Genomic DNA, 25,827 nt, shown 5'->3' with positions numbered 1-25,827 from the left:
CAAAAAAAGTCGCTTATTCCTAAGCGACTTCCTCTGCAAAATTAAATCTTATTTCTTCCAGTACTTCCAGGATTTCATTGACATCCTGTAGGCTGACTAGTTTCATTCTATAATCCTTGAAATTAGGAATTCCTTTGAAATAGTTGGCATAATGCCTCCTCATTTCAAAAATTCCGGTTTTCTCGCCCTTCCATTCAATGGACTTGGTCAGGTGGGTATGGCAGATATCGACACGTTCCGATACCGTAGGGCCGTCTAGGCGTTCTCCAGTATTGAAAAAGTGCTTGATTTCCCTAAAGATCCAAGGGTAGCCGATGGATGCTCTGCCAATCATAATGCCGTCAACTTCAAATTCCTGTCTCCAAGCAGCAGCTTTCTCCACAGAGTCAACATCCCCGTTTCCAAAAATTGGGATTTGAATCCTTGGGTTCCTTTTCACGTCCTTGATCATCGACCAGTCTGCCTGACCTTTATACATCTGCGCCCTGGTGCGACCATGGATAGCCAATGCCTTGATACCGATGTCTTGCAGGCGTTCAGCAACCTCATACACATTTTTGGTGTTGTCGTCCCATCCCAATCTCGTCTTGACGGTAACAGGAAGGTGGGTAGCATCTACAACAGCCTTGGTCATCGCGACCATTTTGTCGATGTCCTGCAATAGGCTTGCACCAGCACCACGACAAGCTACATTCTTAACCGGACAACCATAGTTGATATCAATTAAGTTTGGATTAGCTGCCGTGCAGATTTCAGCCGATTGACGCATGTGTTCAATATCCGAACCGAAGATCTGTATGCCTATAGGTCTTTCATATTCAAAGATGTCCAGTTTCTGGCGAGACTTAGCGGCATCACGTATCAGGCCCTCGGAGGAGATAAACTCAGTATACATCATGTCCACACCGTTCTGTTTACACACGTAACGGAATGGAGGATCACTGACATCTTCCATAGGAGCCAACAACAATGGAAACTCACCTAAATCAATATGTTCGCCTATCTTTACCGACATTATTTGTTGAAATTTTTACAAAGGTAAACAAAAATAGACAATAGATAAGAGGCACAAGATTTTAGACATTCTAATGACCACCCTTCTTTTGTATATTATTAGAGGTTCAGTGTCTAGATTTTGTTTACAAATTCCACTATGGCCTCCATCGGATCCTTTGTTTTCATGAAGTTTTCACCGATCAAGAAGGCGTTGAATCCCGCCTTTTTAAGGGCTTTGATGGTCTCAGGGTCTGAAATCCCACTTTCGGATACTTTGATAAATTGATCCGGGATTTTATTGACCAAATCATAAGAGTGCTCCAATGAAACACTGAAATCCTTCAGGTTTCTATTGTTTACCCCTATGGCATCAATGCTGTCAAAAATACTCCTTTGGAGCTCCTCCTCATTGTGCACTTCCAGCAATACATTTAATCCCAATGATTTGGCGTATTCCGAAAGACTTTTGATTTCCTGACGATCCAAGCATGCCGCAATCAGCAAGATAATGTCTGCTCCGTATGCCTTCGCTTCTGCGATTTGGTATTCATCCACGATAAATTCCTTACGCAATAACGGAATTTCTAACACCTCACGTGCTGCGGTCAGGTCTTCCAATGAACCCTGGAAAAAATCCTTGTCCGTCAGGACAGAGATGGCCGAAGCTCCCGCTTTTTGATAGCCAGATACTACTTCCTGTACTGTGGAGGTGCCATTGATCAAGCCTTTTGAAGGTGATGCCCTTTTGTATTCAGCAATGATCCCCGTTCTGTTTGGGTCCAAGATGCTTTCCCTCAGGTTATGGCATTCCCGAGAAAAGAGCGGCATGGCCTGTAAATCTGAAATGCTCAGCAATGCTTTGGCCGCTGCTACTTCCTCTTTCTTTCTGGCTACTATTTTATCTAATATGGTCATGTTATTCTTCTTTTATGGGAATTAATTCTTGCCCTTGATCCAATTGGCGATCAATGTTTTTCCATTATCGGTCAAGATGGACTCCGGGTGGAACTGCATGCCTTTTACATCATATTTCGTATGGCTCAGGGCCATAATTACACCGTTCGAGTCTACCGCAGTAACCTTTAGGTCCTCGTTTAGACTGTCAGGATCCACTGCCCAAGAATGGTAACGGCCGATTTTAGAATCTTCTGGGAAATTCTCGAAAAGAGGTTCAGATGGGTCTGTCACCTGTATACTGGTAGCTACCCCATGCAGTGGTTTAGGCATATTGTAGAGCTTGCCACCAAATACCTCCGCAATTGCCTGTTGTCCTAGGCATATTCCAAGGATACTTTTGGTTGGCGCATATTTACGGATGACATCCAATAACAGACCGGCTTCCTCAGGAATGCCTGGACCTGGCGATAACAAGATCTTGTCGTATTTCTCGATATCCTCGAGTTCAAACTTGTCATTTCTAACGACTTCATAGCGCTCGTTCAATTCTTGAAGGAGGTGCACCAGGTTATAGGTGAAGGAGTCGTAGTTGTCGATTACTAATATTGGCTTGCTCATTTTATAAGGTTTCCGCTAATTCTAAAGCCCTGCGAAGAGCTGATATCTTATTATTTACTTCTTGTAATTCTTTTTCGGGATCTGAATCCAATACAATTCCAGCTCCAGCTTGATAATGCAGTACATTCTGCTTGCTCAGGAAGGAACGGATCATGATGGTATGGTTGAAATCCCCATTAAAGCCCATAAAACCAATAGCACCTGAATAAAAAGACCTTTGAAGGCCTTCATAACGGTCGATCAGGGTAATGGCCATATGTTTAGGGGCGCCAGATAGGGTTCCTGCCGGGAAGGTGTCACCAACCACATCAAAAGGATTGGTGTTTGGGTTCAACGTTCCGCTTACCTTGGACACTAAATGGATAACATGGGAATAGTATTGCGCCTCCTTGTACGATTTAACCTGTACATGATGGCAGTGCCTGCTTAAGTCGTTTCTGGCTAGGTCAACCAGCATGACATGCTCAGCACTTTCTTTCGGGTCATTTTTCAATTCTTCCGCAATCTTTTCATCGAGGTCCATATTCCCCGTCCGCTTGAATGTTCCGGCAATAGGGTAGATGGTTGCCTGATCATTCTTGATCGTTAGCTGGGCCTCTGGGGATGAACCGAAGAGCTTAAAATCTCCATAATCAAAATAGAATAGATAAGGAGAAGGGTTGATCGAACGTAGTGCTCTATAGACATTGAATTCATCTCCCGAAAATGGAGTTTCAAATGCCCTTGAAGGAACGATCTGAAAAACATCACCTCTCTGTATATGTTCCTTCATTTTATTGACCAAGGCCTTGAAGTCTTCGTCCTTCATGTTTGAAGATTCCTCACCTTTTACTTGGAAGGTATATTCAGGGAAGTTCTTGTTCTGGATCAGGAATTGAAGCCTGTCTAAATCAGAAGGTTCGTTTTCCAATAGGTTTTCAAACACATGCAATTGGTTCCTGAAATGGTCAATTGCGATGACGTATTTGTAGATATGGTATTGCAGCGTCGGAATTTTCCGTCTGTTGTTTTCTTTGGCCGTTAGTTCAATGTCCTCATAGAATTCCACGGCCTCAAAGCTGAAATATCCGAAAAGGCCATTGGAAATCACATTTACATCAGGAACTGGATCTGCTTCAAAAGATTTCCTGAATTTTGAAACCTCTTCCCTCAGGTTAAGATCCTTCGCGTTCTTTACGGTTTTCTTCTGGTTCGGAAGGCTGATGCTCAGTTCGTTATTTTCCAAGATGATGCTGGCAATCGGTTGGCAACAGATATAGCTGATGTTGTTGTCCCGGCTATGGTACTCCGAACTTTCCAAGAGCAGGCTGTTGGGGAAAGTGTCGCGCAGTCTAAGGTAGATGCTTACCGGTGTAGTCGTGTCCGCTAAGATCTTCTTATGGTTAGTTTTGAATTTAAAGTTCATATAAGTGTTTAATAGTTTTCAAAAATAAAAAAAGCCCGACGAAATACGTCGGGCTACCATTCAGTGGTTTTGGTTGATTATGAAAATTTTTATCTAAAATATACCACCTTCCCGACTTATATAGTCAGAAGCCACCAACGGTTAGTATATTGAATTACAGTCATCATTGCATCACAAAATTAATAGAAAAATTGAATATTCAAACTTTATTTGTGAAAAAAGCAAAGATTAGGCAGGATTTTTAGTCATTTAGCAAATCCGGTCTTCTTTGTTTCGTTCGTATAAGTTGTTGTTCATGACGCCATTCTGTGATTTTGGCTTCATGTCCACTCAATAGAATATCAGGTACTTTATGGCCATTCCAGTCTACCGGTCGGGTATAGATTGGCGCATCCAATAGGCCATCTTGGAAGGAGTCGGAGAGGGCAGAGGTTTCGTCGGATAGCACACCTGGAATGATCCTGACGATAGAATCTACCAATATGGCTGCCGGTAATTCCCCACCTGACAGTACATAGTCACCGATGGATATTTCGCGGGTCACGTAAATGTCCCTGATCCGTTGGTCAATCCCTTTATAGTGCCCACATAATATCATGATATTCTTGGCTGAGCTAAGCCCATTGGCGATCCCTTGGTTTAAGGTCTCCCCATCTGGAGTCATATAGATGATCTCGTCATATTCGCGCTCAGATTTTAGTTTCTCTATACACGCTGCAAAGGGCGCAATTTGCATGACCATTCCGGATCCACCACCATAAGGATAATCGTCCACTGATTTCTGTTTGTTCACGGAATAATCTCTCAAATTATGAACATGGATGGAGCACAACCCTTTTTTTTGCGCACGCTGAAGAATAGAGTGGGCAAAAGGGCTGTCCAATAATTGTGGTAATACGGTGATGATGTCAAAACGCATACGCAAATGTACATGATTATTGGGTAAAATGGGTTTAAAAATGCATTTAGGAAAAACGAATAAGTTTTGGTTAACAATTTCTTATTGTAAAATTAATTTAACCTGATATTTTACATGAAATTAATTTTTATTACACAGGTGTATTTTATTTAATGATTAATAGTGAAATATTTTTCAATAATCATAAAAAATGATTAAAATCACTCCTTTTCAATTAACCAAGAACGGCATAAAATATAATTTTAATAGTGTTTTAAGTTTAATTTCGAAAATTTCAAAAAATAAATGCCCTTTTTTTGCATCCCCAACAGCATATAAATAGATTTGGCGCTAGTTTAACAATACTAACTTTTTGCCAAGAAAAATTAGAATCCAATTTTTATTAACTAAAAACAAGAAACATGAAACAAAGATTACTCAGTGTTCTGTTGCTGTGTACTATGCTAATTGGCGTCGTGCATGCACAAGATCGGCAAGTGAGTGGTAAAGTGACAGCGGCATCTGACGGCAGCCCTATTGCAGGCGCTTCAGTTAGAGTTGTAGATCTTAATTCCGCTACACAAACTGATGAATTTGGAAATTATTCAATTTCCGTACCAGCGAATGGCAAATTAACCTTTTCCTACATCGGTTATGAATCCCAAACCATTACCGTTGGCTCCCAAACAACTATTAATGTGCGTTTAGTTGGTGGAGAAAATGACCTGGAAGAAGTCGTAGTAACTGCTCTAGGTATTGAAAGAACTAGAAAATCAATCGGTTACTCGGTTCAACAAGTAAAAGGAGAGGACCTTACACAGGCTAGACAAGCAGATTTAAACACTGCTCTAGCGGGTAAAGTTTCCGGTATCCAAATCAGAACTGGTTCTGGTGCTAAATTCGGTACTGCAGCTATCCGTATCCGTGGTATTAATAACTTGACAGGTGGTAACCCAATCTACGTTGTGGATGGTGTGATCACAGGTCCTGAATATGTTAACAACGACGATATCGAAAGCCTATCCGTTTTGAAAGGCCCTGCGGCAACTGCGCTATACGGTCAACGTGGTGCAGAAGGTGCGGTCGTGATCAAAACCAAATCGGGTAAAGCAACTCCTGGAATCGGTATTGAAGTAAACCAAGCCACTTCATTTGAAAATGTTTATGGCTTACCAGCATATCAAAACGAATATGGTGGTGGTTACAACCAAGAATTCTCTACGTTTAAATACAATCCTGCTATTCATGCTGATTATTTGAAAGCCTTAGATGGTGCTCAATATTACAACTTCTCGGCGGATGAAAGTTGGGGTCATAAGTTGGACGGATCGATGATCGCGCCTTGGTACGCTTGGGATCCAACCCACCCTAAATTCGGTCAATTAGCCGCTTTCTCACCTCAGCCAGACAACGTAAAGAGCTTCTTTGAAACTGGTGTTACGGCGAGTACAAACGTTGCGGTTTCGAAAAGAACGGATGATCTAAATTCAAGACTTTCCTATACCAATTTGAGCAGAACTGGGGTTATGCCTAATTCTAAACAAGGTAAACACTGGTTAGGTGCTAATGCAGCTTTGAATTTAAGCGATAAATTAACGGTTAGCACGAACCTCAACTTTATTTTTGAAAACCGTTTCAACACTCCTATCGACGGATATAGCTCAGGTCCGCAAAGTTCATTCAACCAATGGTTTGCAAGAAACTTGAACATGGATGATCTTAAAGATTACCAAAGACCTGATGGTACGTACAGAAGTTGGAACATGATTTCTCCAACCAATACAGACCCTAAGTACTGGGACAACCCGTATACACATGTGTACAAAAACATTTCGAATGATATCAGAAAAAGATTGTACGGAAACGTAAGTGCAGTTTATAAATTCAATGAAAACTGGAAAGCTTCTGCAATCGCTCGTGGTAACTTCTTTAACGGTGAGCAAAACTCTAGAATTGCTTCCAACACACTTAGCCAAGACGAGTACTACCAATACTTGAACAATCAACAAGAATTGAACTTCGTAGGTAGTATTGATTATACAACTAAGGTTCAAGATTTTGATATTGCAGCTGCTGTTTTCGTAGAAAACAGAAGAAACAAACGTACATATACTGATGCACGTACTGCAGGTGGTCTAGCTGTTCCTGATCTGTATACCCTTTCAGCGTCCAAAAACAGACCTACCCTGAACTCTTTCTTAAGCGATTATAAAGTAAACTCCCTATACGGATATATTACATTAGGTTTCAGAGACTTCTTATTCTTAGAAGCTAATGCTAGAAATGACTGGTCTTCAAGTTTGCCTAAGAAAAATAACTCCTACTTATACGGAGGTGTTTCTGGATCATTCTTGTTCTCTGAATTTATTGAGTCAGATTGGTTCAGCTATGGTAAATTAAGAGCTTCCATCGCTCGCGTTGGTACGGATACTGATCCATTCAGGGTTGCACAAACTTATTCCATCGGAAATCCTTATGGCTCTAGTCCTTTATTGACAGTGCCTAACCAATTGGTGAATACAGAACTTAAACCTACGCTATCTTCATCTATCGAAGTAGGTACGGAATTAAGATTCTTCCATGACCGTTTGACTTTTGATTACAACTACTACACACGTTCATCAAAAGACCAAATTATTCCTTTGACGGTAACTTCAGCATCTGGATATGCGACTACAGCGATCAACGCTGGTCAAATTGACAACTGGGGTCATGAGTTCTCATTAGGTGGTACACCGATTAAAAATGATAATTTCTCCTGGAACTTGAATGCAAACATTGGTATCAACAAAAACAAAGTTGTTGAACTGTACGAAGACCCAGTAAATAATATCGTTGTAAACAACCTAAGGGTTACAGTGGATGGTACCAGAAATGCATTTGGTTTCGTAGGTGCTCCAGTTATTGCGGTTAATGCCCGTAAAGGTGACGCATTCGGTATGTTGACAGGTTCAGGTTTCAAAAGAAATGAAAAAGGCGAAAAAATCGTTGGAGCTGACGGGTTTTATGTACCTACTTCAGGCGACGTCGATCTAGGTTCTATCCTTCCTGATTTCACAGGTGGTTTAACTTCACAGTTCAACTACAAAGGAATTACTGCAGGTTTCTCGCTAGACTTTCAAAAAGGTGGTAAATACATGTCTATTTCTTCCATGTTCGGTAATGGTTCTGGATTGTACGAAGAAACAGCAGGTGTGAACGATAAAGGAAATCCTAAACGTGACCCAGTTGATCAAGGTGGTGGTGTTCTCCTTGATGGTGTGAAAGAAGATGGAACTCCAAATGATGTGTATGTTGATGTTCAGCAATTATATCAAGACAAATTGAACTCAGGTAACATTTGGGAAAACTGGGTATATGATGCTTCATATATCAAAATGCGTGAAATCAACATCGGTTATACTTTCCCTGACAGAATGTTTGGTAAAACTCCATTCAAGAAAGTTTCATTAACCCTGATTGCACAAAATCCATTCTTGATTTATGCTAAAAACAGAAACTTTGACCCTTCCATCTTAGAAGGCTCATGGTTCGAAGGTGGTCAGTTGCCTAACACAAGGACATTTGGTTTTAATCTAAGGTTTAGCCTGTAAATCTATTAAGTTTATGAAAAAGAAATTTTTAAATACAATACTTGGATTTGTTTTGATTGGTCTTTCAGTTTCTTGTACCAAAGATTTTGAAGAGATTAACAAAGATCCAAATAATCCAGCCGATCCTAATACCGAGCTGTTGATAAGTAATGTGATCCGTCAAATTGGTAACCAAGGAAACGGTATCGCTGGTTGGGCAAAGGATATATATCCCCAGTATATGGCCGAGATTCAATATACCAATGAGTCTAGGTTCCAAAATAAGTTCTATGATTTTTCAGCTTATTACAATGGGCCATTATTGGATGCACAAACCATCCTTAATTTAAACTCTGATCCAGCAACTGCAAACTTACCTTATGTTCAAAAAGGTGGTAGCACGGATAACCAAATTGGGGTATCTCGAATTTTGAAAGCTTTCTTTTATCTGCACATGACAGACAGATGGGGAATGTTGCCGTACTCTGAAGCCTTAAAAGGTAAAGAAGTATTGACACCTAAATACGATACACAAAAGGATATCTACACTTCTTTGTTGAAAGAATTGAAAGAAGCTGCTGCGCAATTAAAGACTGGTGAAGCATTAAATGGTGATATCCTTTTCCAAGGGAATGTTTCTAAATGGGTAAAATGGGCCAACTCTTTACGTATGGTTGCTGCTATTCACTTAGCAGATGTTGATCCAAATTTAGCTAAAGCGGAGTTTGCTAGTGCTTATGCTGCAGGAGCAATCGCTAGTAATGCTGACAACGCTGTTTTTGCTTATCTGAACGATGCCAATAACCAAAACCCGCTTTATAACAACTACTTCGTTGGTAAAAGAACGGATTATGCGGTAAGTGAAAAAATGATCGAAACGTTGGAAGACTTAGCTGATCCTCGTCTGCCAGTTTATGCAGAAAAAGTGGTTCAAGGGGGTGGTTATAAAGGTATGCCTTATGGTTTGGCCAATGCGGATGATGATTTGAACCAAGAAACTGTTTCGTTGATCGGTAAAAAATTCACTGCTCAAAACTATGGTTTGCCAATCACAACTTATGCACAAATTCAGTTTATGTTAGCTGAGGCTGCTTATCGCGGTTGGGGGACTGGAGACGCTGCTACTTTTTACAAAAAAGGTATCGATGCATCCATGCAACAACAAGGGGTAACTGCGCCAGCATCCTACTTTACGCAAAGTGGTGTAGCTTATAGTGCAGCAAATGGTTTGAAGTTGATCATTACCCAAAAATGGTTGGCTAACTACCAAGCAAATGGTTATGAAAGCTGGGTGGACTGGAGAAGAACTAGATTCCCAGAGTTACATCCTGGTCCGGCTCCTTTGTCAATCGACAAAAAGATCCCTGTTCGTCAGGCATACCCGAATACGGAAGCAGGCTTGAATGGTAAAAACTATGAAGCAGCTGTTGCCGCACAAGGTCCAGATGAATTGAACACCAGACTTTGGTGGGATACCAAATAATAATATTACCTATGAAGGGGCCGTCCAATTTGTTGGCGGTTCCTTTATTTACAAGTTCTTAAGATATATCGAGTAGATGTCTAGGATGTTCCGATCGAAATTGAATAAGTAACTAAATAATATTGTGTTTGTAATAGGCGGTTAATGCTTAGCCCTAAGATAAACTGCCTTTATTAATCGGGGTTGAACAGTGTTCAATCCCGTTTTTTTTCTCCGCTTAGCTTCCTAAAAGCTGCTTTTCAAGGTTTTGTGAAATGAATTATACTTTTGTTCTTTAATCGTATGTAATATTTCTCTTAAGGAAATATTGTGGATTTAAAGGTTTTAAACCCATTTTTGTGTTCAAACACCCATTTTGACCAAGAAATTAAAGAGATAATCTTAAAGTAACATGCATTTTACATTTTTTATGTAATAGATATATTTTGACGAATTATTGAATTTCAATAAAGACCGTGTTGTGAGAAGTGTTTTAGGGATAAATCGAAATTATATTCTGATTAACGAACATGATTATGACTGATGTTTTGAAATTCTGTCCATGCAGTGATGAATGTTTCGTTATTGTTCTCTAGATATTGCTGGTTAGCAATGCATATCAAATTTTACTTCTTCTTAAAACTTGTTTAAACATCTAAATACGCTAATATTTTACCAAATTTTCAATCTTGAATTATAAATATCAGTAATTCAGCAGGATAAGGGAATAATAATCTCGTTAATATTAAAATTATTTTATTCAAATCAGTCAAATAACTATTAAATAACTGCTAATTATTATAAATTTTAACGTAGAATCTTATAATAGTTGACAATTCAACTTTTCTGTTACCTATTTGATAAAAATAATAGGTTACAGGAATTTATTTGTGAAATATTTAAGGTAAGTCTATATTTGTCGACTGTTTAACAAATTTTAACAGACTCTGTTTTAAAACTTTTAATTAATAGCAAAATTTATGAAACACAAATTACTCAGCTTAATTTTTGTGTTAACCTGCATGATTAGTGTAGCGTTCGCACAAGATCGTCAAGTGAGTGGTAAGGTAACTTCGGTTACTGACGGAGCACCATTAAGTGGTGTATCAGTAGCGCTAGTGGGAACTAGTATTGCTACTCAGACAGACGCAGATGGAGGTTACACGATTACTGTAGCGGACGGTAAGACGGTATTGAACTTCTCATTTGTAGGATATACTTCTAAAAGAGTAGATGTTGCTAACCAAACAACTGCCAATGTACAATTAGTAGAAGATGAAATGTCTTTGGATGAAGTTGTCGTTGTAGGTTATGGTAGCACAACCAAAGAAGCTTTTACAGGTTCTGCAAAAAAGGTTGATGGTACGAAATTGCAACAAAAGAACACTTCAAACGTATCGCAGGCAATCGCTGGTGAGGTAGCTGGTCTTCAAGTGACCAATACTACAGGTCAGCCAGGTACTGCTTCAACAGTACGTATCCGTGGTTTTGGTTCGGTTAACGGTAACCGTGACCCATTGTACGTGGTGGATGGTGTGCCTTTCTCAGGTAACATTACTTCCATCAATAATGCAGATATCGATAATGTAACGGTATTGAAAGATGCTGCTGCAACTGCTATCTATGGTTCTAGAGGTGCCAACGGGGTAATCGTAATCACCACTAAAACAGGTAGAGGTCAGAGCTCATTTATTGAAGCTGATGTTAACTTCGGTACAAACATGTCTTTATTGCCTCGTTATGATGTGATCAAATCTCCTGAAGATTATATCGGGTTAAGCTGGGAAGCTATGTACAACGAAGGTGTATTGGCTGGTGAAGACGGTGCTGCTTATGCTAACGAGTACTTATTCTCAGATAGAGGTATCAATCCATTGAACAACCTTTGGAACGTAAGTTCAGTGTCTGATCTAATCGATCCTGTAACTAGAAAGGTTAAAAACAATGTAACTAGAAAGTTTGATCCTGAAAACTGGGAAGATCATGCTTTCCAAAATGCAGCTAGAACTGACCTTAACGTTAGGTTCGGTGGTGCAACAGATAAAACAAACTACTTTACCTCATTCGGATACTTAGGTGACAAAGGTTACTCAATCAACTCTGATTTCGAAAGATTTACAGGTCGTTTGAGCTTAGACCATAAAGTGACCAACTGGTTGACAGTGGGTATGAACACCAACTACTCGAAAGTAGAAAGAAATACAGGTGGTCAATCGGAAGACTCAGGAAGTATTTTCTGGTTCGTTGACAACATCCCTTCTATCTATCCTTTGTTTGAGCGTGATGAAAACGGAAACAAAATCGATGATAACATCTTCGGTGGTTATGTATACGATTATGGAACGAACTCAGGCCGTAAATTTGGTTCATTAACCAATGCGATCGCTGATGCAACTTATGACATCAAACGTCACAAACGTAATGAATTGAACGGTAGAGCTTATGTTAACTTCAATATCATTGATGGTTTGACATTTGAAAACTCCTTAGGTATCCAATACTATAACAATATCTACAATGACCGTGCAAACAAATTCTACGGAAGTTCGGCATCTCAAAACGGTTCATTGTACCAAAGTCGTACAGAGCTTAACTACTTCAACTTATTGAACTTATTGCGCTATAGAAAAGATTTCGGTGATCACTCATTGGAAGCATTGGTAGCACATGAGGCTGTTAAGTGGGAAAGCAATATCTTGAATGCCTCTGGTTACAACTTAGTGGACAACAACATCCTTGATTTCAATAACGTAATCGTTTCTAACCCAGTTAAATCGTACACGGAAGCTTACGCTTTGGAAAGTTACTTCGGACAGGTTAACTACGATTACAAAAATAAATACTACTTATCCGGAACAGTTAGAAGAGATGGTTCTTCAAGGTTCAAGAAAGATAAATGGGGAACTTTTGGTTCATTAGGTGCTGGTTGGATTGTATCTAACGAAGACTTCATGCAAGACCAAGATATTTTCAATTTCTTGAAATATAAAGTTTCTTACGGTGTTCTTGGTGAGCAAGCTGGTGTTGGTTACTACCCAGGTTACGACTTGTACAGTGTAGATAACTTGAACAACAACCCTGCATTCTCATTCGTAACTAAAGGTAACGAGGACTTGACTTGGGAAACTTCCAAAATGTTCCAAACTGGTATCGAGTTCGAATTAGGTAACTATATCTCTGGTACAATTGAGTACTATGTGAAAAATACCGACAACTTAATCTTCGATAGAGGTGTTGGTCCATCAATCGGTTACCCTACAATCAAAGTAAACGACGGCCAGTTAAGAAACCAAGGTATCGAATTTGATTTAGTAGGTCACATCCTTAAAGGTCAAGATTACTATTTAGATCTAGGTATCAACGGTGAGAGTTTCAAAAACAAAATCACTAAAATGCCTATCGAACCTTCCACCAACTTACCTAAGGAAATTGATATCCAAGGTGTTTATGGATGGTCTAAAGATCACTCTCTATACGATTTCTACATGAGAGATTTCGTTGGTGTAGATGCTGAAACTGGTGAGAGCCAATTCAAGGTGTTCTATACGGACAACAATGCAAACGGTCAGTTTGACACTGGTGAGCAGATCACTTCATTGGCTTTGTTCGACAACCCAGAAAATAAAGAGATCAAAGAAGGAACTACAACAGTATACTCTGAAGCAACTCAACATTATGTTGGTAAATCTGCTATCCCTAAATTAAGAGGTGCAGTGAACTTGAGAGCAGGTTACAAAGGTTTCGATTTAAGCGTACAGATGTTGTATAGCTTAGGTGGATATGCTTATGACGGTGCTTATGCAATCTTGATGAACAATGATGTGATCGGTGGTAACAACTGGCACACGGATATGTTCAACAGATGGCAACAGCCTGGTGATATCACCAACGTTCCAAGATTGAATAATGACAATGATGTTGGTGTAAACTCTTCATCAACTAGATTCTTGACATCTGCAAATTACTTGATGTTGAACAACGTAAGATTAGGTTACAACTTCAAAACTAATGTGTTAGATGCTATCGGTGCAAAAGCATTAGGAATCTGGGTTTCTGCAGATAACTTGGCTATCGCTTCAGCGAGAAAAGGATTCAATCCTTCAACTCACCAAGCTGGTTCATCAAGTATGTACAGATACTCTCCTTTATCAACTGTAAGTGCAGGTTTAAGAGTTAAATTTTAATAGTTAGATAAACAATGAAAAAGTCATTAAATATAGTGTTGATTTCATCCCTGTTGTTTACTGCTTCTTGTAGTAAAGACTTCTTGGATGAAAAACCAACAGAAGAACTTTCAACCGAACAGTTGGAAGAAGCTGCAAAACAAGACCCTGCTTTGTTAAAAGGTAATATTGCAGGTCTTTATTCAACCATGTACAATTTATTCTCTGCGCAAGGTGCCGCTGAAGAGAGCCATGACGACTTTGGTCAAAAAGGTTATGACATCTATACAGACATGTTGTGTTCTGATATGGTATTGGCTGGAAGAAACTATGGCTGGTATGATCAAATCGCGCGTTACATCACGACAACTGATTATACTAAATTAGAAGCTAGCCACGCTTGGAAATATTACTACAAAATCATTTTCGCTGCCAATACTGTTATTGATGCTTTGGGTGGTACAGATGTGGAAATTCCTGCTGAAGATATCGAACAAAGACATATTATGGGTCAGGCTAAGGCGATGAGAGCTTATTCATATTTCTACCTAGCAAACTTATATGCTAAAGAGTATGGTACTGGTTCTGAAATGATCTTACCGATCTATACTTCTACTGATCAGCCTAACCAACCTTTGTCAAGCACCAAGGATGTTTATGACCTGATTGTTTCTGACCTGAATACGTCTATTGCTTACTTAGACAACTTCAACAGAACAAGTAAAGATCAGATCAACAAATACGTAGCAAAAGGTTTGTTAGCTTATGCATTAGGTGCTAGAGGCACACAAGCTGATTGGCAACAAGTGGTTACTTTGACCAATGATATCTTGGCCAATGGAGGATTCCCTTTAACTACAAAACGTGAATCTGCTGCTATCCTAAATGAAAATGGTATTGTAACAAACCCTGAGTCTGGTTTCAACAATGTAAATACTCCAAGTTGGATGTGGGGTGTTGACTTGACCTTAGCGAGTAACCTTGACTTGGTTTCTTGGTGGGGACAGGTAGATTACTTTACCTATAGCTATGCAGCTGCAGGTGACCCTAAAACTATCGATAAAGGTCTTTACGACAAAATTCCTGCTGATGACGTGAGAAAATCTCAATTCAACGCTAAAAACTTAATGCCAATGAACAAATTCTTTGCACCAGAGCGTAAAGCAATGGGTCAAAGAAATGTGGTTACGGATTATATCTATATGCGTGTGGATGAGATGCAGATCTTGAACGCTGAAGCTTATGCGAACTTGAACAATGCCGCTTCTGCTGCTGAGTCTTTGAAAAAAGTAGTGAGCCTAAGAAAAGCAGATGTAACCTATATTTCTAACCTTTCTGGCCAAGCTTTGAAAAATGAAATCTATTTACAGACTCGTATCGAGTTCTGGGGTGAAGGAAAAAGTTACCTAGCGATGAAACGTAATAAAGCGACCATCACTAGAGGTTCAAACCACCTTTCTTTCCCTGGTCAATCTTATAGATACAATGATGAGAAATTGACTTTCCCAATCCCTCAAGTGGAAATTCAAAATAACCCTCAAATTTAATAGACTAATTTTTAATTGCTATATAAGCCTTCAGGATTTCCTGAAGGCTTTTTTTATTTCCGAAAATCCTATCCCCCAGACAGCGCTTTTCCCTCTTCGATGATCTTAAGGATATGGGTCAATTCCGCCCTGATTTTCATCTCCTCCTGATCAGGTTTTATTCGAGACATATTCGAGACATATTCGGGAATCATTCGGAAATCTCCCCAGTATTTTCCGAAGATTTTCTGAACAGGAACTGAGTAAGGATTGACGCATGTAGCCAAAGTTCCGAATGTGTCTCGAATAAGACTAGGTTGAATTTGGCAGTTCTTGAAATTAATAGATACAAAACTTGTTTTTCACCCTAGCTGTTTTTCATTATTCCCATTTCTGCTCAATAACTATCGGAATTTATACTAAAGCGCAATAATTGAAGGTTAAAATTAATCTAAACAATAGATATTGGTTGAGGTTTCAAGTTTATTTTTCGGATAATTTCCTTAAAATTAACAAATACTACCTAATGTTCTTGATTATATTAAAAATATTAACGAAATTTAGAATATATAGTTAATAAAGTTATTTCGAGCCAATTTCAAGTTAATATTTAAACAAATATTAAGTATATATAAACTTTTATTACTAAACAATTAATTTATGAAACAAAGACTACTCAAATTTATTTTTGTGTTCATATGCCTGTGCGGAACAGCGTATGCGCAAGATCGAGAGGTTACTGGGAGGGTAACTTCAGCGAGTGATGGAACGCCATTGGCAGGAGTGTCGGTAAGTGTGGTTGGTACTTCTGTAGCAACCCAGACTTCAAGTGACGGTACCTACAACATTTCAGCCAATGCAGATGCATCATTGCGGTTTTCCTATGTAGGTTATCAGAGCCAAACGGTGAAGGTTGCCGGCCGAACCAGTATTAACATGGTGCTGAATGCGGGCGATGAAGCCATCGAAGAAGTATTGGTGACCGCACAGGGTATTGAGCGAACAGCCAAATCCATTGGTTATGCAACCCAGAAGGTCGGTGGGGAAGACCTAGTTCAGCGATCGGAAACCAATGTTTTGAATTCATTGCAAGGAAAGGTTGCAGGGGTGACGATCGGAAGTGCTTCTGGTCAGCCAGGTTCTTCGACCAATATCAATATCCGTGGTATTACTTCCTTTGGTGGTAATAACCAACCATTGATTGTTGTCGACGGGATTATTTTCAGTAATGATACCGATAACAGCCAGAATACCTTGTTTGGTTCTCAACCATCCAATCGTTTGAATGATATTCCACCGGACAATATCGAGTCGATCAACATCCTGAAAGGGCCTGCTGCCTCTGCACTATATGGTTCAAGAGCGTCAGCAGGGGTCTTGATGATCACGACGAAATCGGGTAAAGGCTTGGGCGGTAAGACCGAGGTAACCTTAAACTCTTCCATGAACTTCCAAAATGTGGGTTATCTCCCGAAATTTCAGGACATGTATGGACAGGGTTCACAGAACATCTATAATAACCAATCTACACTTTCATGGGGACCAAGATTTGGATCCGTGGATGAAGTAATCCAAGGGGGTACAGGATTAACGGTGCCTTATAGAGCGTATCCAAACAATATTAAAGATTTTTATAAAACAGGATCTTTTTATCAAAATTCATTGAACCTTGCTGGGGGCGATGAAAAGTCCAATTTTGTTGCAGGTGTGTCAAGTACCATTCAGAAAGGTATTGTTCCGGAAAGTAAGTACAACAGACATACTGCCAATATTGGTGGAAGCAGGAACCTGGAAAATGGAATTAAGATCAGTGGTACTATCAATTATGCTAAAACTAGCCAGCGCGGAGCGACCATGGGAAATGGTGGTAGTGCTTTTGGACAGATTACCCGTATCCCTATTTCCTATGATCTGCACGGTACACCTATATTAAGCCCTGCTGGTCAAAGACAGTATTTCTTGCCAACGCAAAACAGTCCTTTATGGAGTATACAGAATGAGTTTTTCCAATCCGAAGTAGACCGTGCCTATGGTAACTTGGTTGTGGGCTATGATTTCACAGATTGGTTGAGTGCTTCCTATCGGGTTACTGCTGATACCTATTTTGACCAGAGGTCGCAGATCCAAAGGCCGGGTGCTGCCCGTGCACCACTTGGTACCATCGATGAAGACACGAGGTTCAGAAGTGAACTAAATGGAGATTTGATGATCACGGCCAAAAAAGATGATATTTTTATGGAAGGCCTGGATGCAAACCTGCTTTTAGGTCAAAACATCAATAGTCGTTCTTATCGATATTCAGGGGTAATCGGTAGTTCATTGGCTATTCCAATGTTTGACAATGTGAGCAATGCCTCTGTATTTACTTCGTCTTATGCAGGAAAAACCTTGCGTAGATTGATCGGTTATTATGGTCAGTTGAGCTTAGGATATAATGATTACCTATTCTTGGAATTGACCGGAAGGGCGGATCAATCTTCGACGCTTCCTGAAAAGAACAACACCTATTTTTATCCATCTGCCTCTTTGAGCTTTGTCCCTACAACCGCCTTTGAAAATTTACGAGGAGAAATCTTATCCTATTGGAAAATCAGGGGTAATGTGGCAAGGGTAGGCCGTGATGCCGATCCTTATCTGTTGAGTTCCGTTTATGGTCCAGCAGGATATGGTAACAATACAGCCAATATCACTTTCCCATTATCTGTTGGGGGTAGCAGTATTACAGGGTTTCAGATTGGAAGTACAATAGGGAACCCTGAATTAAAGCCTGAATTCGTGACTTCCTATGAAGTGGGAACTCAATTGGGCTTGTTCAATAATAGAATAGACTTGGATTTTACTTATTTCAGTACCAGAAGTGCGAGCCAGATTTTTGATGTAGCGGTGTCAAATTCATCGGGATACAATTCCTTTACCTCGAATATCGGTGAAATGACAAATAGGGGTATTGAGGTTTTGCTAGGGGGATACCCAGTTCGAAAAGACAATTTTAGCTGGCATATCAACTTCAATTTTACCAAGATCAGAAATAATGTCGTAGCCATTTTTGGCAAGGAGCCAGTCGGCGGTGATGAAGTCACCAGTACGGTAATTCCGGGTATCAATAGTTTTATCGGTATTGCACCATCCATTGCTGAAGGGTATCCTTATGGTGTCATCGTTGGTGCGCAGCATGCCCGTAACGATGCGGGTCAGTTCCTGATCAATCCTGTAACCGGTGGATTTGCGCCTGCAATAGGAAATAGAGTGATCGCCAGTCCGCAAAAAGATTACACCTTAGGATTTACTAACACCATCAATTATAAAGGCTTAAGCTTAATGGCTCTTTTTGATATCCAAAAGGGTGGTCAGATTTTCTCTTTCTCGCAAGTGGATATGCGCAGCGGTGGTATGGTAGATATTACAGCCGTAGACAGGGATAAGCCAAGGATCCTTCCTGGCGTTATCGAAATCAAGGATGCAGATGGAAACGTGACGGGATATAGACCAAATGATATTCAGATATCTTCACAAGCCTATTGGCAGGGCCTAGGCGGTATTGGTTCAGAGGCTGCGGTGTTTGATGCCACCTCTTACCGTTTACGAGAGGTTTCCTTGAATTATACCTTGCCAAACTCCTTATTGCAGAAAACTCCATTTGGACAGATATCCGTAGGGGTAAGCGGTAGAAATCTTTGGATGTTTGCACCGGGTTTCCCTGGTGATCCTGAGATGAATACACAAGGTGCCGGTAATGTTCAAGGTATGGACCTGAACGGAGCGCCAACCGCCAGAAATTATGGATTTAATCTAAGAGTTACCTTCTAAAAATTGAACAATGAAAATCATAAAAAATAATATACGGAAAATATCGGTTTTTGTTCTGTCGCTTTCCTTAGTCGGCTGTAGCAATTTCCTTGATGTCAATGATACACCAAATAACCCATTGAAAGTGCCTGCAGCGACTTTGCTGCCGACGGCGCTTGCAGGTACTGCATTTGCCAATTCCAATGAATTGAACAGGTTTGCTTCTACGATCATGAGTGTTACTGCTGGAGCTTCTGGAAGCCCTGCTGGTTGGGATCGCTATATTACGAGCGGCGATGATTTTGGTAACCAATGGTCTTATGAACTGTATGGTGGCGCCATGGTCAACTATCGTAAACTGATCGATGTGGCTAATCAAGATAATGGCCCTGCCTATTCGGGTGTTGCCAAGATCATGTTGGCCCTTACTTTTGCCATGACCACCGATGTCTGGGGCGATGTACCCTATTATGAGGCTTTGATTGGTGATCAGGGTAAAACCACACCGGTGTTAACCCCACAAAAGGATATCTATTTGGGCAATGTTGAAGGTTCCTTAGGAAACCTATTTGACTTGGTTCGCTCCGGTCTTGCAGACCTCGAAAAGGAGAGCCCATTAAGTCCTCGAGTGGATGATATCGTGTATGGCGGAAATATGGAAAGTTGGAAGCGTGCAGGAAACTCCTTGTTGTTGAAATTAGCCATGCAGATCAGTGCTGTAGAGCCGGCACAATCTAAGGCAATCCTGCAGGAGATCATCAGCAAGAATTATTATATCAATAGTAATTCGGCAAACCTAGCGGTAAACTTTGGTGGACAGGTTGGAAGTCAGGCTCCCATTTGGACGTTGACCCATAACTCCCTATTCCAAAATGACCTGTTGATCAGTACCCGTTTCGTGACCTTATTGACCGATAAGAAGGATCCACGTCTTGAAAGGTTTGTGACCAAACCTACCGGTGAATATGTGACCCTAGATAATGGTTTTGCAGGTACAGCACCTCCATTCAATGACAGGTCTAAATATAATGTCTATGTAACTGGGCAAAGTGGTGAGGGACCAACCCGTTTGATCACCTATGCACAGACCTCCTTTATCATAGCAGAAGCTATTGTTCGCCATGGGATTGCTGGGGATGCCCAGGCTATGTACCAACAGGGAATTCGTGCTTCGATGTCGGATGCAGGGGTAACATCCGCTGTAATTGATAAGTATTTTGTTGATAATCCTGCAGAAGTGACCTTGACAGGAACCGCTGCCCAAAGGATCGAGAAAATCATTACCCAAAAGTATATTTCCCTGTTCTCAAACGGATTGGAACAATGGAACGATTGGAGAAGGACCGGTTATCCTGTCTTGGCAGAACATCAAAATGCAGCAGGTATTGATGGAACCAGACCGGTGCGCGCAGTTTATATATTTGCAGAACAGCAACGTAATCCGAACTTTCCACAGGGAAGTGATGTGCCAAATTCGAATGTAAAAGTATGGTGGGACGCTAATTAAACTATAATCGATGAAAAATATAATCAATACTATCATAATTGCTCTTTTTGTCACGCTTTTTTCAGCTTGCAAAAAAGAGTATACAGACCTATATAAAGATAATAGGCCTGATATTCCGGTTACCTATGAAGGTGCCACAACCTATGGGTTTAACCCTTACATCACGCAGCCGCTTAGCAAGAATGAGATCAGTTTTACGTTGACCATTCCATCAGGTTCTGGGAGGACAATTAAGGAAATTTCTAAGGTGCTGGGTGGAACGACAGCGGTTAATGCTGGAGGGGTGAGAGCGGGAACCTATATTGCTGCTCCCATTCCGGGAAATGGAACTAGGGCGGTCTTCAATACATCCATTGCTGCTTTTAAGGCCAGTAGCGCAGCCAATAGAACATTAGTTGAAAGATTTGAGACAAATGCTACGGCTACTCAATTACAGATTGCTTTTATGTTCCTGTTGAAACTGGACAATGACCAGGAAATTATCCCTGTTCAAGCGCAGGTTTGGTTGACAAAATAATGTATTCTTTACCAAACATAGATTAAAAAGAGAAAGGGGCAACATCTGTTGCCCCTTTCAAATTTCTATGATTTATCCTTATGCTTGGGCAGCTAGGATACTTAGTTCCTGTGCAACACGTCCTGCAATGTCTGCAAATGCCTTTGCCACAGGTTCATCCTGATCTAAGGCGATTGGGAAGCCATTATCTCCAGCATCGGCCACAGATTTAACCAATGGAATCTCCCCTAAAAACGGGACTTGGTTGTCTGCTGCTAGTCGCTTGCCACCGTCTTTTCCAAAAATATAGTATTTGTTGTCCGGAAGTTCCGCAGGTGTAAAGTAGGACATGTTTTCAATAACACCAATGATAGGCACTTTTACGCCTTCCATCTGGTACATGGCCATCCCTTTGATCGCATCAGCCAAGGCTACTTGCTGAGGTGTTGTTACAATCACCGCTCCTGCAATAGGATAACTTTGTGCCGTAGTGATATGGATGTCTCCAGTGCCTGGAGGCATGTCCACGATCAGGTAATCCAGTTCTCCCCAATCCGTGTCGCCAAACAATTGTTTGATTGCCGAAGTTGCCATCGGACCTCTCCATGGAATAGGTTGGTTCGGGTCGGTAAAGAAACCAATGGACAGAAGCTTTAACCCGTACCTTTCGACAGGTACGATCCTGTTTTTACCATCTGGACCTTGAGAGGACTGCGGTTTTGCACCTTCCACACCAAACATCAATGGAACCGAAGGGCCATAGATATCGGCATCCAATAATCCGGTTTTTGCACCGGTATTTGCTAGGGCCAAGGCCAAGTTTGCTGCGACGGTGGATTTTCCTACGCCACCCTTTCCAGAGGAAACCAAGATGATGTTCTTGATGTTTTTCAATTGAGCGGTATCAACAGCGCGAACCCTCGCCGTCATGTTGATTTCAACTTCTACTTCCTTGGAAACAAATAAGGCAATGGCGTTTCGGCAGGCATGTTCAATATGTCCCTTTAGTGGACAGGCAGGTGTGGTGAGTACCACATCAAATTTTATTTTATTCGGTAATATTTCAATGTTTTCGATCATGTTGAGGGTTACCAAGTCCTTTTTTAGATCTGGTTCTTCCACATGACCTAAAGCATGTAAAATCTGTTCTTTAGTAATCATGGATTTAAATTAATTTAACAAAGCTAAAGAAAGAAGCTCAATATCTTGTCATAATGATGTTTTTAATGATTTTTGCATATTTTTACCATAATCTTCGGTTTTCACATTAATATATGTTAGACGTAAAAAATATCAAGATTCCCGATTTCAGTTTCGTTAAGAAGAGATGGTTCATTATAACTGCAGCAAGCATTTTAGCCGTGTTGTTAATAGGTTTTATATGGGCGATGTCTGTGCGTGGGGATATGCTGAACAAGGCTGTAGCCAAGGTGCAGAAGAAATTGAAGGATGATTATGCATTGAATTTTGAAGTCCAAAAGTATGAATTTGCAGGTCTGACCACCGTAGATTTTCAACGGGTAAAGCTGATTCCAGATAGTGCAGAACAACTGGCCGCAATCGATGAGTTCAAAGTGTCTGTTAAATTATTCCCCCTACTTTCAGGAACGGTACAGCTGGATGAATTAGACCTTAAAAACGCGGATATTACCTTGGTCAAACATGATAGTGCTGCCAATTATGATTTCCTGTTCCGCAAGAAGTCTGAAGTAGACAGTACAAAAGAGGTGACCGAAACCAAGACCCTGGCCGAAACCATTGATAATCTTTTGAAGAGAGCTTTTCAGGCCGTTCCGAATAATTTAAATTTAGAAAATGTAAGCCTTTCCTTTCAAGATTCTTCTTCTACCCAGGTGGTGAAAATTCCTGAAGGGAAGATAGACGATGGTGACTATGATATCGATGTGTTCCTCAATGAACAGGAAGCAAAATGGAATTTTAAAGGAAATATCAATTCAAGCCGCCAGACGGCCAATGTAACCATATCATCGGATAATAAAGATGCACAGATACCCTTTATTGGGAGGCGTTTTGGCTTGAATGTGAGCTTTGATGAACTGAGTTTCCATCTGGATAATGTGGCTCGAAAGGGTAAGGAAAGTTTGGAGATGCTAGGTGGGGTCAGTGCCAAGAATTTAAGGGTGAACCACCATCGACTATCCGAAGAAACCATTGTTTTGCCGGGAGGTTCTGCAGATGGGGGATTCCTTGTCTCTGAAAATACGATCGAATTGGTCCAAGGTACCAAAGTGGAGGTGAAGGATTTTTCCTTTCAGCCAAAACTGAAGTTTACGCGTAAACCGAAGAAGATATTGGAGATGGCCGTGCATACCGGTATGTTCAAGGCCCAAAATTTCTTTGATGCACTTCCAGCGGGATTGTTTGAGAACCTAGATGGTATTCAAGTGGAAGGTGACATACAATATGACATGGATTTCAATGTGGATCTTGACAATCCGGATGAGCTGAAGTTTGCCTCCAAGATCGATGATAAAAACCTAAAGGTCAAGAAATGGGGGAAAGCTGATATTGCTGCCCTAAATGGTCCATTTGTCTATGAGGCCTATGAGGATACCCTTAAGATGAGGGATATAAAATTGGATGTTTCCAATCCTAATTTCACTCCTTTGGATCAGATTGCTTCGATCTTGAAGAAAACAGTGTTGAATACGGAGGATCCGTTTTTCTATAAACATAATGGTTTTGAACTGGAGGCTTTCCAGCTTTCCATCGTGACCAACATCAAGGAGAGAAAATTTAAACGTGGAGCCAGTACAATCTCCATGCAGCTGATCAAGAACCTGTACCTGAACCGGAACAAGACCATGATGCGGAAGTTTGAAGAAATCCTGCTGGTCTGGCTCATGGAGCAATCCAAGCAGGTCAGCAAAGACCGCTTATTGGAAGTATACCTGAATATCATCGAATGGGGTAAAAACGTATATGGCATCGCAGAAGCTTCAAAATATTATTTTGGCAAGAAGCCTTCAGAACTGACCATCGGGGAGAGCTTGTACCTGTCTAGCATTATTCCTAGACCGAAAACTGGTCTTTCATCCTTCGATTATACTGGCCACTTGAAACCTTGGGTGATGAAGCATTTCAATACCTATGGCTATATCATGAATAAAATGAACCAGTTGGAAGGGGAGAACGTTCCTGGAAATTATGGATTCTATCAAGTGGAACTACAGCCTAACCTACGTCCGCCAAGGCCTAAGGGAGTGCCAGATTCCATGATGAACCATGATGATATCAAGGATATGGTAGATGAAATCGATAGGGAAGAGCAGATCCGCAAATCCTTATTGGAGAAACTTTTTGGTAAAGGCAGTTCAAAACAAAACGATTAATCATGAAGAATATATTTATCGACGATTTGGAATTTGAGCTCATGATTGATTATGAGCAAATCCAGAAAAGGATCCGCCTGATTGGAATTGATATCAACCTGAGGTATGAAGACCAACATCCTGTATTTGTCGGCGTATTGAATGGCTGCTTCATGTTTATGGCAGACCTGATGAAGCAGGTGCATATTCCCTGTGAAATGTCTTTCGTGAAGCTGGCATCCTATGCTGGGACCGATCAAGGCGAAATACATGAGCTGATAGGAGTGGGCATGTCGCTGGAAGGCAGGCATATCGTAATCGTGGAGGACGTGGTGGATTCGGGCCGTTCTCTGGTCCATACCATTGAAGCATTGGAGCGATTAGGGGTGGCCAGCATATCCGTTGCGACCTTGCTGTTAAAGCCCGATTGCCTATTGTACTCCTTCGACAATATCATGTATGTGGGCTTTGAAATCGAGAAAGAATTTGTTGTAGGCTACGGACTGGACTATAACGGGCAATGCCGTAACCTTCAAAATATCTATAAAAATATCCCCCGTACCGGTGCTATCTAAAGCTGCATGTGGTTAGGTGATCATTCACCATGCCAACGGCCTGCATATAGGCGTAACAGGTGGTGGACCCAAAGAACTTTATGCCTCGTTTCTTAAGGTCTTTAGCGATGCGGTCTGAAAGCTCCGTCGTTGCGACAGCATCCTTTAATGATTCCAGTTTGTTGATGATAGGTTTCTGGTCTGGAAGAAAGCTATAGAGATAGTTGTAAAAGCTCCCAAATTCCTTTTGGATATCCATAAAAGCTTTTGCGTTATGGATCGTACTGTTTATTTTCAAGCGGTTTCTGATAATGCCGGGATCCTGCAATAGCCTTTCCACATCTTCCTCTGTATATTTCGCTATCTTCTTGTAATCAAAATTGGAGAAAGCCTTTTTGTAGCCCTCTCTTTTTCTCAGGATCGTAATCCAGCTAAGACCAGCCTGTGCAGACTCCAAGATCAGGAATTCAAACAATACTTTGTCGTCTTTTACTGGTTTTCCCCACTCTTTGTCATGGTATTCTTGGTACAATTCATCCGTGCCGCACCAGCCGCATCTTACAATTTCTTTTTTACTCATATTTTCAATTTCTAAAGCAATTATTTTGTCCTAAC

General features: G+C 40.7%; 16 protein-coding genes. 9 read left to right on the top strand and 7 right to left on the bottom strand.

Translation table 11 applies throughout. The features are described from left to right. Positions 1-19: 19 nt before the first annotated feature. From dusB to trmD, 5 genes are all read right to left on the bottom strand, one after another. Positions 20-1,015, bottom strand: coding sequence for a tRNA dihydrouridine synthase DusB (gene dusB / locus ACWICE_RS18910; RefSeq protein ID WP_185213916.1), 996 nt, complete (start codon positions 1,013-1,015; stop codon positions 20-22). Between the two features lie 113 nt (positions 1,016-1,128). Continuing rightward, complete coding sequence (trpC, locus tag ACWICE_RS18905; protein WP_254529021.1) at positions 1,129-1,911, bottom strand: indole-3-glycerol phosphate synthase TrpC; 783 nt, start codon at positions 1,909-1,911, stop codon at positions 1,129-1,131. 21 nt (positions 1,912-1,932) lie between these two features. After that, positions 1,933-2,511, bottom strand: a complete 579-nt coding sequence (locus tag ACWICE_RS18900) for an anthranilate synthase component II (protein ID WP_454299005.1) — start codon at positions 2,509-2,511, stop codon at positions 1,933-1,935. A gap of 1 nt (position 2,512) precedes the next feature. After that, complete coding sequence (locus tag ACWICE_RS18895; RefSeq protein ID WP_454299004.1) at positions 2,513-3,916, bottom strand: anthranilate synthase component I family protein; 1,404 nt, start codon at positions 3,914-3,916, stop codon at positions 2,513-2,515. Positions 3,917-4,157: 241 nt separating this feature from the next. Next, positions 4,158-4,835, bottom strand: a complete 678-nt coding sequence (gene trmD / locus ACWICE_RS18890) for a tRNA (guanosine(37)-N1)-methyltransferase TrmD (protein WP_185213920.1) — start codon at positions 4,833-4,835, stop codon at positions 4,158-4,160. 401 nt (positions 4,836-5,236) lie between these two features. Between trmD and ACWICE_RS18885 the strand changes: the two genes are divergently transcribed. The 7 genes from ACWICE_RS18885 (at position 5,237) to ACWICE_RS18855 (ending at position 21,347) form a co-directional block, all read left to right on the top strand. After that, positions 5,237-8,407, top strand: coding sequence for a SusC/RagA family TonB-linked outer membrane protein (locus ACWICE_RS18885; protein WP_185213921.1), 3,171 nt, complete (start codon positions 5,237-5,239; stop codon positions 8,405-8,407). A gap of 13 nt (positions 8,408-8,420) precedes the next feature. Beyond that, positions 8,421-9,869, top strand: a complete 1,449-nt coding sequence (locus ACWICE_RS18880) for a SusD/RagB family nutrient-binding outer membrane lipoprotein (protein WP_454299003.1) — start codon at positions 8,421-8,423, stop codon at positions 9,867-9,869. 1,001 nt (positions 9,870-10,870) lie between these two features. Further along, complete coding sequence (locus ACWICE_RS18875; RefSeq protein WP_214656437.1) at positions 10,871-14,032, top strand: SusC/RagA family TonB-linked outer membrane protein; 3,162 nt, start codon at positions 10,871-10,873, stop codon at positions 14,030-14,032. Positions 14,033-14,046: 14 nt separating this feature from the next. After that, a complete protein-coding gene (locus tag ACWICE_RS18870) occupies positions 14,047-15,558 on the top strand; it encodes a RagB/SusD family nutrient uptake outer membrane protein (RefSeq protein ID WP_454299002.1) in 1,512 nt (503 codons plus the stop codon). Positions 15,559-16,197: 639 nt separating this feature from the next. Continuing rightward, a complete protein-coding gene (locus ACWICE_RS18865) occupies positions 16,198-19,344 on the top strand; it encodes a SusC/RagA family TonB-linked outer membrane protein (RefSeq protein WP_454299001.1) in 3,147 nt (1,048 codons plus the stop codon). Positions 19,345-19,354: 10 nt separating this feature from the next. Further along, on the top strand, positions 19,355-20,830 hold the full coding sequence (locus ACWICE_RS18860; protein ID WP_454299000.1) for a SusD/RagB family nutrient-binding outer membrane lipoprotein: 1,476 nt from the start codon (positions 19,355-19,357) through the stop codon (positions 20,828-20,830). A 10-nt stretch (positions 20,831-20,840) separates the two neighbouring features. Then, positions 20,841-21,347: a hypothetical protein gene (locus tag ACWICE_RS18855; protein ID WP_185213927.1), complete on the top strand. Its 507-nt coding sequence runs from the start codon at positions 20,841-20,843 to the stop codon at positions 21,345-21,347. A 78-nt stretch (positions 21,348-21,425) separates the two neighbouring features. Here the strand turns inward: ACWICE_RS18855 and ACWICE_RS18850 are convergent, their stop codons facing one another. Next, positions 21,426-22,487: an Mrp/NBP35 family ATP-binding protein gene (locus ACWICE_RS18850; RefSeq protein WP_454298999.1), complete on the bottom strand. Its 1,062-nt coding sequence runs from the start codon at positions 22,485-22,487 to the stop codon at positions 21,426-21,428. Between the two features lie 113 nt (positions 22,488-22,600). On the opposite strand from ACWICE_RS18850, the gene ACWICE_RS18845 reads away from it, so the two are divergent. Both ACWICE_RS18845 and ACWICE_RS18840 read left to right on the top strand, forming a co-directional pair. Next, entirely contained in the window at positions 22,601-24,679 is a 2,079-nt protein-coding gene (locus ACWICE_RS18845; RefSeq protein ID WP_454298998.1) for a transglycosylase domain-containing protein, read from the top strand. A 2-nt stretch (positions 24,680-24,681) separates the two neighbouring features. Then, positions 24,682-25,233 (top strand): phosphoribosyltransferase, encoded by a 552-nt coding sequence (locus ACWICE_RS18840; RefSeq protein ID WP_185213930.1) that lies wholly within the window; start codon positions 24,682-24,684, stop codon positions 25,231-25,233. Here the strand turns inward: ACWICE_RS18840 and ACWICE_RS18835 are convergent. Next, entirely contained in the window at positions 25,226-25,792 is a 567-nt protein-coding gene (locus ACWICE_RS18835) for a DNA-3-methyladenine glycosylase I (RefSeq protein WP_185213931.1), read from the bottom strand. The two genes, ACWICE_RS18840 and ACWICE_RS18835, sit on opposite strands and share 8 nt — an antisense overlap. Positions 25,793-25,827: the final 35 nt, after the last annotated feature.

It is taken from the genome of Sphingobacterium sp. NPDC055346, assembly GCF_053645235.1.
The sequence above is the reverse complement of the archived record's forward strand: the minus strand, read 5'-3'. Positions and strand labels throughout refer to the sequence as shown.

What these genes read in the sequence shown, in the direction of transcription:
- ACWICE_RS18885 (WP_185213921.1), top strand. Translation starts at nt 5,237, where the DNA reads ATGAAACAAAGATTACTCAGTGTTCTGTTGCTGTGTACTATGCTAATT.
- dusB (WP_185213916.1), bottom strand. Translation starts at nt 1,015, where the DNA reads ATGTCGGTAAAGATAGGCGAACATATTGATTTAGGTGAGTTTCCATTG.
- ACWICE_RS18845 (WP_454298998.1), top strand. Translation starts at nt 22,601, where the DNA reads ATGTTAGACGTAAAAAATATCAAGATTCCCGATTTCAGTTTCGTTAAG.
- trmD (WP_185213920.1), bottom strand. Translation starts at nt 4,835, where the DNA reads ATGCGTTTTGACATCATCACCGTATTACCACAATTATTGGACAGCCCT.
- ACWICE_RS18840 (WP_185213930.1), top strand. Translation starts at nt 24,682, where the DNA reads ATGAAGAATATATTTATCGACGATTTGGAATTTGAGCTCATGATTGAT.
- ACWICE_RS18900 (WP_454299005.1), bottom strand. Translation starts at nt 2,511, where the DNA reads ATGAGCAAGCCAATATTAGTAATCGACAACTACGACTCCTTCACCTAT.
- ACWICE_RS18870 (WP_454299002.1), top strand. Translation starts at nt 14,047, where the DNA reads ATGAAAAAGTCATTAAATATAGTGTTGATTTCATCCCTGTTGTTTACT.
- ACWICE_RS18865 (WP_454299001.1), top strand. Translation starts at nt 16,198, where the DNA reads ATGAAACAAAGACTACTCAAATTTATTTTTGTGTTCATATGCCTGTGC.
- ACWICE_RS18860 (WP_454299000.1), top strand. Translation starts at nt 19,355, where the DNA reads ATGAAAATCATAAAAAATAATATACGGAAAATATCGGTTTTTGTTCTG.
- ACWICE_RS18880 (WP_454299003.1), top strand. Translation starts at nt 8,421, where the DNA reads ATGAAAAAGAAATTTTTAAATACAATACTTGGATTTGTTTTGATTGGT.
- trpC (WP_254529021.1), bottom strand. Translation starts at nt 1,911, where the DNA reads ATGACCATATTAGATAAAATAGTAGCCAGAAAGAAAGAGGAAGTAGCA.
- ACWICE_RS18855 (WP_185213927.1), top strand. Translation starts at nt 20,841, where the DNA reads ATGAAAAATATAATCAATACTATCATAATTGCTCTTTTTGTCACGCTT.
- ACWICE_RS18895 (WP_454299004.1), bottom strand. Translation starts at nt 3,916, where the DNA reads ATGAACTTTAAATTCAAAACTAACCATAAGAAGATCTTAGCGGACACG.
- ACWICE_RS18850 (WP_454298999.1), bottom strand. Translation starts at nt 22,487, where the DNA reads ATGATTACTAAAGAACAGATTTTACATGCTTTAGGTCATGTGGAAGAA.
- ACWICE_RS18875 (WP_214656437.1), top strand. Translation starts at nt 10,871, where the DNA reads ATGATTAGTGTAGCGTTCGCACAAGATCGTCAAGTGAGTGGTAAGGTA.
- ACWICE_RS18835 (WP_185213931.1), bottom strand. Translation starts at nt 25,792, where the DNA reads ATGAGTAAAAAAGAAATTGTAAGATGCGGCTGGTGCGGCACGGATGAA.